We start from the raw sequence: 9620 nt of genomic DNA, 5'->3' as shown, positions 1-9620 counted from the left end.
ACTGAAGAACAAGGAAGATTACGATGAAGCCCACTTTGAAGTCGCAAAGCAGAAGCAAGACATATTCCGGGTCAAGAGGATGATTGCTGAGGCCAGGAAGATGGGCCTGGTGGTGGTGACAGAGCACTCTAAGACCGCATGAGCGTTCGGTCCCTGAATAGCCGTCTGGCTGATGCATTATCTGTCATCGGCTTGGATCATTTTGCCCTTTTTCGACTTGCTATCCAGGCATATCTTGCCGTCGCTCACACTGCTTGGCCACCGTCTTGCCACATAGCGTGGCCAACTGAAGGGACATGAACGGGGGTCCCCGCACCCCTGGCCTCTTCAAGCGACTGTTTCTCCCTCGACCTCTGCCCAAGCCTGCTTCACCGTTGCCTCGTCTATTAGCGACTTTTGCTCCGCGAACCCAGCCAGCAGAGAAGCCACACAGAGGTTGTTGATGCGGCGGGGGATCCCCTTGGAGAACTGGTGGATCAGCCGCATGGCCTCATCCGAGAACAGGGGGTGGGCAACCCCCGCCACCTTGAGGTGGTGCTGGATGTAGGCACGAGTCTCCGGTTCCGGCAGCCCCGACAGGTGGTAGCGCAAGGTCACCCGCTGGGCGATGGCCGCGAGAGACTGCAGCCGGAGACGCTGGCGCAGTTCCCCCTGGCCCACCAGACACAGCGCCATAGGCGAGACCGAGTCCAGGCTGAAATTGCTGAAGAACCTGATTTCTTCCAGGAGAGACCCCGAGAGGAGATGGCCCTCGTCGATGACGACAACCGGCAACTTGTCCTGCTTGGCGTGGGTGGCCCAGAGGGTCTCCGTCAGCTGGCGGCGGGCGTCCGCCGCCTGGTAGGCCGGCTCCAGGCCCAGCTGGCGGCCGAGCGCCCGGTAGAGGTGGCGGGGAGTGAGGGACGACTGGGCGACGTACAAGAGCTGATGCCGGGCCAGGTCCAAGCCGGCGGCGAGGGCCCGGATGGCCGTGGTCTTGCCGCTGCCCACCTCCCCGGTGACCAGCCCGAAACCCCGGTTGCGCACCAGGTACCTGAGCCGGGCCAGCAGTTCCTGGTGCTGGTGGGAAGGGAACAGGTCGGAGGGGCTCACCGTACGCGTGAACGGGGTGGCGGTAAACCCGTAGTAGACCTCAAACATCGTCCTGGTCCTCCTCTTGCTGGAATTTACGGAAGGAGATCTGCCCGAGGGCAGTCCGGGCCTCCTCCTCGTGCCGTTTCAGAAGGAGCTTGAGGTAACTCAACCCGGTAGCCGTCGACTTGGCCGGAGGCTCCGGCCGCACCCGCACATCATACTCGCGCACCAGCTGGTAGGGAACCGCATCGGCGTACCTTGCTCCCTCGTGCCAGACCTGGACCCGGCTGAGGTCGAAAGGGTCGTACCGTAGATGGACCTTTCGGACCGCCAACCGGGAGTCCACCTCGTAGCGATTCCCCTGAAGAGACACCACGCCGGTCTTGTCCACCCGGCGTACCTGCTGCCAGAGAAAGACCTCCGCCACCCGGGCCGGATCCGCCAGGCGGATGTCCTCCAGCGCCCGGGCGAACCGGGCCGACGGCGTCTGGGCCGTCTCCCGGTTCACCCGGTGGTGGTACCCCTGTTCCAGCCAGGCGCCGAAGAGCCGGTTGAGTTCGTCCAAGGAACCGACCGGGTGGGCCCTGAGTTCCGGTAGGAACGAGCCATCGATTCCCTGCCAGAATCGCTCGATCTTGCCCTTCCCCTGGGGGGAGTACGGCCGGGCGGACAGGTGAAGGATCCCGAGTTCGGCACAGATCCGCTGAAACTGGTGGCTCTGGTAGATCACCCCGTTGTCGCAGCTATTCCGAATTCGGAATAGCTGCGACTATGCCGAAGAAAAAACTATGCCGAAAAAAGCCGGGGACGCAGTTTAAACCTACGCCTCTGGCTAAAAATTCGGCATAGTTTTCACTATAGTCTGCAAAGTCTCTCTGAATAATCCTTGCATTTCCACAGTTTGCTCATGTCGGAAGGGTTGGCTTTCTCCAACGACTTAGAAAGCGTCTCCAGTGTTGCGAAAGCGTAGAAACCAGATGTTGTGGACAGAACCTCATGGCCTAGAAGCTGCTGAATGTGAGGAAGCGGGATGCCTTCTTGGTACAGGTGCATGGCCCTGGTTTTCCGTATCATATGGCAGTGAACATTTCCTGGCATCGACAGGCATGTATCCGACAACTCTTTGGCATATCTTTTTATCATCTTCTCAGGGGTATCAATAGACAGTCTATGCGCCTCCCCGCGCGTCACGGCGTAAAACAATGGCGCACCAGTGCTTTCACTCGCGTACCCATGAAACTCTCGAAGGTAGCGCCTCAGATGCGCCATCGTGCTGTCCATAAGAGGGACGTTCCTGTATTTCCGGCCTTTCCCAAGGAATGTTACATGGGGTATGGAGGCGTCCATGTGCAGGTCGCATAACCTGACGTTAAGCGCTTCCGAAACTCGCGCTGCGGTGTCGTACAAAAAAACGAGCAGCATCTGGTTTCTCCGCTCAAGCTTTTTGCGTGTGTCTGGAGCTGCCATCAAAGCGGACATGGCTTCCCGTTCGAAGAACTCAATAGGCGCCGACGTTAGCCTTACCCCTTTGATCGTGCCTGAACTTATGCAGATAGGTGTGATATCTGTACATTCCTGTGACGCGTATTCCAAAAGCGAGTGCAATGCTGTTAGCCGGAGATTGCAAGTTTTTGGGGCGAGTTGCGCGGTTTTGTGCATCCATGCCATATATCCCTTGATGTTTTCCCTGTCAAGCATTTTGAAGCTGATGTCTTTGCGCTTGACGCCCTTTTCTGTCTCAAGGTAGTCAATGTAACGGTTTAGGCAATTCCTGTAGGATTCCACGGTATTGCCGCTCGCCCTCCTGACGTCTGGAAGGTAACTGTTAAGAAACTCAGCCGCAACGCTCCAAAAAAAGGCACTGTCTTCAGCCCTGTTCTTCATGTGGCACCTCCGGCACAAGGGATTCCAATGCTCGCGCTTTTTGTGCGAAGGCCCCGAAATACTCGGGCACAAAGTGGAAATAGTATAGCGTACTCTGAATACTCACGTGCCCCATATACCTCATCAAGAACGCCAACATTACGTTGACGTCTTTGCCTTGCTCAGCCCAGCGGTTCAGGTTCGCATATGCGAAGTGGTGCCTGAAATCATATGCGCGAGGCTTGATTGGCGAGTGAAAATATGGGAGTGCCACCCTCCAGATTCTGTTGAAATTTGTACTGATAAAGCCTTCTTTGTACGGTTCGCGCTGATTCCTTGGAAAGAAATACGCCCGGTCAGGAATGATGCGGGCTATCCGTTCGTCATATCTTTTCAAAACCTCGGCCAGACCGTCGCTGATGAAAATGCGCCTGCTGCGGCCTTTGGACGCTTTGATATCAATGTGCTTACCTTCAAGATACACGTCGCTGCACAGTAGCATACGCGCTTCCCTGCACCTGAGGCCGCAACAATACAACAGACGGAATACCGCTGGAATGACCAATTCCCTCCCCGGCCATTCCCCCCTTTTTGGGGTTTTGTCGCAACGGTCAAAAAATACCTTGATTTCGGCTGGCACGAAGAAATGAGGCAGATGCGGATCCAGCCGCGTGCCCCGTTTAGGATGAAGGATATACGCGTTATCGTAGCCGTTCATGCCAAGGTACCTGCTGAATTCCCTGATAACGGACGCCATGTTGTGCAAGCAGCCAGGGTTGTTCGCAGCACTGGCACACCAGCCAGATACAAGCTCCCTGTCTGGGACTTGGGCGGTTGGATTGTTCGAGTTAGCATACGTCAAAAAGGCTCTTAGATAATATTCGCCCGTTTCGTACTTAAGCCCCAACGCCCTTTTGTACGCGAGGAATTGCTCAGCCAGACGACCGAGCGCCGTAGATGCATCATTCACTGTCCGCGCCCCCTTCCACACAAGGAACGGGGAGGCAGCACTCGGTCATCATATTCTCGTCAGTCGCTAAATACGTATCCACGCTGTTCGGGTCGCAATGGCCGAGCGCGGTCGATATGTCATAAAGAGGGACGCCGTTTTTCAACATATGGGATGCCGCGTTATGACGGGTAAACCTTGTGCCGCAGATTCTGCCTGTCTTAAGGATGTCGGCGTCGCGGAATGCATTCAGCAGGATATTCCGGCATGCGGCGTGGCTGGAGAGAGGTCTAAACGGGGCTAACGTGGAAAGGAACAGTCGCGTTGAGTTTGACAAAGGTCGCTCGTACAGCAGGTAATCCGCAATCGCATTGCCGTATGTAGCCCGCAACGGGAGTTCCAACGGCTTCGATGTCTTCTGTTGCACGATATGGATCCTATCATTTGCCCAGTCGATGTCGGCGATTTTCAAGTTGCATATGTCCACGGCGCGCATACCGGTTTCGAACGCGAGCCAGCAAATAGCCCTGTCCCTTGCTGAAAGGCTGGTGGTTTTCAGATGCTCCGCAAAGGCCTCATGCTCGCGTTCTTCCAGCACGGGTATGATTTCCATCTTCCGTTTTGGGGCCTTGGGAAAGGTTGCGAGAAGGTGCTGCATTGACTCACTCGTTGAAAAAAACAGCTTTAAGCCCGGAAGATGAGCACCGATGCTGGTGGGTTGATAGCGATCCCTGCACAACGCTTCCAAGAAGGATGGGGTGTCCCCGCTTCGAATTTCCCCTGTTGTGTGGCACCCGTTCCCTTCACAGTATAGAAGAAAGTGATAAACGAAGCGGTTGTATCCGTCGATTGTATTCTTCTTCAGCCCGATTTCTTCTCCCATGCGGCGTGCGAATGAAGCGTGCGCCTCAATGAGATGAGGCGTGGTCAGCCCAGCTAGAACAGGCTCGTGGGGGGGGTGGTGGAGGCCAAACGCCTGTGTCCCGATAAGTTCTTAAAATCTGTACACACAACCTGTGCCGCTTGAATCTGGATTTGCTGTACGCACCTGTCCTGAAATGCGACGAATCGCCGATAAACGCCTTCGAAAGCTCGTCGTCAAGCATATCCTTGCCCATCCTGACAGCCATATCTTCCAGCAACATACAGGCGTTTCTCATGTGTCGGATATACATACCACAATAATGGGCCTTTTCCATTTCGGACAGTGCAGCGCTAATCAGTTCTTTTAGGTTTTTGTTCCCGGTTTTGTTCATTATCACACCTCCTGAAAAATTTGTTTACAGGATGATGTTGACACAAAACCGCGGCAAAGTCACGAAACTATGCCGAATTTTTAGCCAGAGGCGTAGGTTTAAACCGCGTCCCCGGCTTTTTTCGGCATAGTTTTTTCTTCGGCATAGTCGCAGTACACCCGGGCAGGGATCCCCCGCTTCAGGATTGCCTTCTTGAAGCAGTCCAGCAGGCTGGGCAGGTCTTCGGCCCAGTAGAACTGGCCGTGGGGTACCAGCCGGGAGTGGTCGTCCAGGAAGGCGATCAGGTAAGTACGGCGCATCTCGCCTTGGGGATCGGGCAGGAACGGCCCGTAGAAGACGTCCGATTGCCACTGGGCATTGGGCCGGTCCTTCTCGTACCGCCGGTAAGCCTGCTTGGGTAGTTTCAGCAAGGACCGGGTCTTGCCAAGCCGCCTCAGGTGGCGGGCCAGGGTGGAAGATTTCAGTTCCCCTGCTTGGACCGGGGTATCCGGGTCCAGGGTCAGGATCTCGACGATCTGGCGGACACTGCGTTCGGGCACCTCTTCCCGCAGGGCCACCGCTTTCTGGAGCACGGCCGCATCCATCCGTCGGGGCCTGCCCTGGTCCCGGCGGGCTCGGGGCCGCAGGCCGGCAAAGCCCCTTTCCCGGTAGTCCTTCTGCCAGCGGCGTAAGGTGCGGGCGGAGACCTTCCGGCCCTTGCTCTCCCCGGGCGCGAGGTGCATCTGATCCAGGATCTCTTGCCGCAGGCGGACCCGCTCCGCGGTGGAGAGGTCCGGGGCCAGCAGCGGAGCGATCACGCTGTAGCGGAAAAGACCCACCTGCGTCGGCCGGTCATCCATGCCTTGCCACCTCCCGGGGTAAGTCTAAACGCCCGGGCCCGGGCTCGCAGAGACAAGCCTTCTGTGGGATCGGCCTGGCTGGTGCTGACAAGTATGTCGTGGACTAGGTGAAGGTCGCAGTAAGAGGGAGTGTTGCCGTTAGCCGAGGGCCTTCACGCAGCTATCGAGAAAGCCCAGGAGGTGAACCGGGTCCGGTTCACCCCAGCCAAGTCCCGCAGTCGTGCCAACCCGCCACAACTGGTGGGCACAGGTGAGCAGGGGGCCTATGGCGGCCAGGCTCTCCCGCTTGCCAGGGTCTCGGGTCTTGGCCCTGTATGCATCGACGCCCCTTCTGAGCTCGCCGGACCAGGCCGTAACCGCCCTCCCCTCGGGCTCGTACCAGAGAAGGAGCCCGGTCAACTGCGCCAGCAGGTCCTTGGCCTGATGGGCCAGCCGGTCCACCCACTGCCACAGCAGTTCCCAGTTCAGGTGGAACTCGGCTGCTACGGGCCGGTAACCCCCTTCACCCGCCAGGTAGTTCACCACGGCTGCCTGCCGGAAACAGGCGGGGTACACGGAGCGCCGGCTGAGCCAGCCCGGAAGTACCGCTTCTGTCTTGTGGCACCAGGGGCAGTACAGCCGGGGAATCGCCAGCCGGAAGTCACACAACCCGACCACCACGAAACGGGAGTAGCTGCCGTGACGGTGGCGAAACGTGCAACCGCAGGGACACGGACGGGCTTCTTTCACCCCCCAGTCAGCATCGCCGCCTTCCCACGCTGCAAGGAGCCTTTTGACTACTGTGACGAGTTGCGGTAGACTTAGCATTGAGGTGGGGGTGAGTTTTCACCTCCTCTGAACCCCTGGGGTGGCGGTGAGGCCTTGGCCCCGGGGGTTCGTCTTCTCTTCCACAACAAAAAAGCCGACGTCCTCAGACACCGGTTCTCTCTCGTCTGCCAGCTTTCCTACCTGGCCACTGAATCAGAGCAATCCTCCCCTCTCCGTGGCCAGAGAGCCTGCCTCTCCGCAGCATATCTACTTGTCAAGCCGCCCCGAATAGGCCAATTTTCGTGTTAAATGGCTTAGGTCCGTTGTCGGGAGAGCCTTAGTCCATGACCCCATACACCTCCCGGAATGTGCCGGCAATCACATCCTCACCCGTTATGCCACGGGCGCCTTGATATCACGAGTGCGTCTGCCTCGGAGGGTAATCCATCTCGCACTTTGTGGTCATCCCGGCCCCTGGGTGAGCGGGAGCGATGTTGCCCATTCAAATGAACCTCACACACCGTCAGGTGGTGCTTGAGCCACAGTAAATCCCAGCCACGCGGGGGATATCTCATCACGATGCGGGGAGGGTGAATGAGGAAATGTCGCTGCCTCTCCCAGAATCTGTGAAGAACAGCTATCCACAGGCTTCGAGCAGCTCGGAGACTATCCACGCTCGGTTAGGTGGGACGGATCACGTCTTGGCGGACCTGGGACGTCCCATGACAAAACGCCCTTCTTCCACCGGTCTCCAGCAAGCCTCCCTGAACCAACTGGACCTCGTTAGGTCCTTGCCAGCAGACTCGATGGATGTCTTAGGAACCTCCAGTTCTTCCTTGCGCCTGTAAAGGCCCTTCTTCCCTTCTACTTCGACCCAGACCCCATTGATCATTCCCCAGCCTCCCCAGAGATGATGCTCATGGCGAAACACATGTACCCGCCAATGACCAGGAGCATTTCGTCGTCCCCAAAACCGGCTTCATCCAGGGGGACCTTATCGTCCAGATTGAGCACACCCAGCACCTTGTCGCCCTGAACCATCGGGACACTCAAAACGGACTTCAATGTCCTGGTCTTCTCGAACTGCTGCCGCGTGATGCCCCATGGGGGGCTCCCGTACTCCCTGCGGGTTTCCTCCCATGTGTCCATGTACACGCTGGATAAGTCGCCTCCCACCAGCTGGCCCGAGTCATACGCCTCTCCACAGCACCCCTGGCCTACGGCAAAGGTTATGTCCTGATCCAAGTCATTGGCCATTCTGCATGAGGCAACGATCTGGAGCCGTTCATTCCCCAAGGTCATTATATTCGCCCGAAGGGAGTCTTTCCCTTGCCTGCACTGGTATCTTTCGACAGCATTCACCAAGTGAGCCAGAACGTGCTCCATCTTTGCCTTGGTGAGCACCCTTCCCCGGCGGGTCTTGACGGCATAGTTCTTCCACACCAGCACGATGGCAATCACCACAAAGGCCAGTGTCAACGAAAAGGGGTATCTGATCTGATTTCCCACCGCCAGGAGCACCATGAGCAACATTTGGATGGCGTCCGACGCCTTATCCAGGAACACCAAAACCTGCTTCACCCGACGGCGAAACGGCATGAAGCAGCCCCGCCTTTCACTGGAACAAGTAAACCCTCCGCTCACTGCAAATTGCCTGCCTTGCCCCACGCGCCCATCTAGGAGCGACCTGGCACAGATTGTGGCTCTTCCCGGCGGCGAGCCGTAAACCCTCGACCACTAGCTAGGGCACCTGAACCCCGACTGGGAAGGCCTTTCTGAACCATCGACCCGGACCATGCAGCAGCCCCACATACTGCGAAACAACCCCGTGCGCAACACACCTCCCGGTGGCCATTCCCCCTCACACCCTAATGGCAGAGACAGTTCGACACACTGTCAAACTTTTCCTTTGCCGCCGGATCCGTCCAAACCGAGCCCCTTGATGGCCTCCATGGCATAGGTTCCCGGCAGCAGGCGAGTCGCCTTCTGCAGGGCGCCGGGCGTCAGGTGGCCTGGAACCATCATGCCGCTAAGAAGCATCGAGGCCACGTATACCATCTGGGACCACAGTACCGTCGACTGGCTGCTGGAGGAAATGACGCCGATGAGCACCCCCAGGCCGCTGCAGGAGAAAAGGAGTGCCAGGTAGATTCAGGACCAGGGCGGGCCATCCAGCGGGCAGCGGCGCCCCGAAGAGGGACCCGGCCGTGGCAGCGATGACCAGGTGGATGCATGTAGCCATGGCGGGAATGGACAGGATTGAGGCACCCCGTTGATCTTGTAGCTGCGCAGGGCTCCTCCCTCGCGTGCCTCCACCAGGGACCGGGGAGCCCCAGGATGCCACCGGAGAGCACGGTGAACACCAGCATCGCGGGGAGCATGGTTTCCGTGAAGAATGGATTGAGCCCCGTCATAACCAGGCCCATCATAGCTTAGAAGCCTAGGGGCAATAGGTAGTTGAGGAGCAGATGGTTCCTGTTTCGCAGGCCGGGAAGAACTCGAAGGAGAAGTGCCCGGCAAAAGCGTTCATTTAGAGCACCCCCCCTGTGTGGTAAGTTCCAGGAATCTCTCTTCCAGGGACGGGCGTTCCAGGCGCAGATCCAGGAACTATCCCCGGCTGTCTCTACCTTGCTGATGATGGCGGCCACCGTTGACCCGGTCTTGGTGGAGTAGTAGACGTGATACCCCTCCACCCAGCCCTCCCGGGCTGCTGCCGGGAGGGTGTTCCCTTCCAGGCTCGAACCCGAGGTACGCACGGTGATCTTAGTCAACCCCGCCCCGGCTGCGGTGATATCCCGCAGGGTACAGGTGGCAACGATTCTCCCCCGGAGCAGGACGGCCATTTCGCCTGCCAGGGCCTTCGCCTACGCCATGTCGTGAGTGGAGAGGATG

The 9620-nt window shown here is 58.0% G+C and carries 12 protein-coding genes; 1 reads left to right on the top strand and 11 read right to left on the bottom strand.

Going from position 1 to position 9620, the window contains the following annotated elements:
* Window positions 1-327: 327 nt before the first annotated feature.
* The 10 genes from AB1576_01000 to AB1576_00955 form a co-directional block, all read right to left on the bottom strand.
* Window positions 328-1140, bottom strand: a complete 813-nt coding sequence (locus tag AB1576_01000) for an AAA family ATPase (GenBank protein ID MEW6080375.1) — start codon at window positions 1138-1140, stop codon at window positions 328-330.
* On the bottom strand, window positions 1133-1804 hold the full coding sequence (locus AB1576_00995) for a Mu transposase C-terminal domain-containing protein (GenBank protein ID MEW6080374.1): 672 nt from the start codon (window positions 1802-1804) through the stop codon (window positions 1133-1135). The genes AB1576_01000 and AB1576_00995 overlap by 8 nt, the downstream gene beginning before the upstream one ends.
* A 125-nt stretch (window positions 1805-1929) precedes the next feature.
* Window positions 1930-2958 carry a tyrosine-type recombinase/integrase gene (locus AB1576_00990; GenBank protein MEW6080373.1) on the bottom strand — a complete coding sequence of 343 codons (1029 nt, stop codon included), beginning with the start codon at window positions 2956-2958 and terminating at the stop codon, window positions 1930-1932.
* On the bottom strand, window positions 2942-3907 hold the full coding sequence (locus AB1576_00985; GenBank protein MEW6080372.1) for a tyrosine-type recombinase/integrase: 966 nt from the start codon (window positions 3905-3907) through the stop codon (window positions 2942-2944). Before AB1576_00985 ends, AB1576_00990 begins: the two co-directional genes overlap by 17 nt.
* Window positions 3900-4634, bottom strand: coding sequence for a tyrosine-type recombinase/integrase (locus AB1576_00980; protein ID MEW6080371.1), 735 nt, complete (start codon window positions 4632-4634; stop codon window positions 3900-3902). Before AB1576_00980 ends, AB1576_00985 begins: the two co-directional genes overlap by 8 nt.
* A gap of 606 nt (window positions 4635-5240) precedes the next feature.
* Complete coding sequence (locus tag AB1576_00975) at window positions 5241-5981, bottom strand: helix-turn-helix domain-containing protein (GenBank protein ID MEW6080370.1); 741 nt, start codon at window positions 5979-5981, stop codon at window positions 5241-5243.
* Window positions 5982-6119: 138 nt separating this feature from the next.
* On the bottom strand, window positions 6120-6710 hold the full coding sequence (locus AB1576_00970) for a hypothetical protein (protein MEW6080369.1): 591 nt from the start codon (window positions 6708-6710) through the stop codon (window positions 6120-6122).
* A gap of 712 nt (window positions 6711-7422) precedes the next feature.
* A complete protein-coding gene (locus tag AB1576_00965) occupies window positions 7423-7620 on the bottom strand; it encodes a hypothetical protein (GenBank protein MEW6080368.1) in 198 nt (65 codons plus the stop codon).
* The gene (locus AB1576_00960; GenBank protein ID MEW6080367.1) at window positions 7617-8327 is read right to left on the bottom strand and encodes a GAF domain-containing protein; all 711 of its coding nucleotides are present in this window, start codon (window positions 8325-8327) and stop codon (window positions 7617-7619) included. Before AB1576_00960 ends, AB1576_00965 begins: the two co-directional genes overlap by 4 nt.
* Window positions 8328-8624: 297 nt before the next feature.
* The gene (locus AB1576_00955) at window positions 8625-8840 is read right to left on the bottom strand and encodes an ABC transporter permease (GenBank protein MEW6080366.1); all 216 of its coding nucleotides are present in this window, start codon (window positions 8838-8840) and stop codon (window positions 8625-8627) included.
* 26 nt (window positions 8841-8866) lie between these two features.
* Here AB1576_00955 and AB1576_00950 point away from each other — a divergent pair, with 26 nt between their 5' ends.
* Window positions 8867-9004 (top strand): hypothetical protein, encoded by a 138-nt coding sequence (locus tag AB1576_00950; protein ID MEW6080365.1) that lies wholly within the window; start codon window positions 8867-8869, stop codon window positions 9002-9004.
* Window positions 9005-9160: 156 nt separating this feature from the next.
* Here the strand turns inward: AB1576_00950 and AB1576_00945 are convergent, their stop codons facing one another.
* Window positions 9161-9571: a hypothetical protein gene (locus AB1576_00945; GenBank protein ID MEW6080364.1), complete on the bottom strand. Its 411-nt coding sequence runs from the start codon at window positions 9569-9571 to the stop codon at window positions 9161-9163.
* Window positions 9572-9620 lie beyond the last annotated feature (49 nt).

This window comes from Bacillota bacterium (genome assembly GCA_040754315.1).
In the GTDB taxonomy this organism is placed as follows: Bacteria; Bacillota; Sulfobacillia; order DUSP01; family JBFMCS01; genus JBFMCS01.
This window is presented reverse-complemented; position numbering and strand designations above follow the sequence as displayed.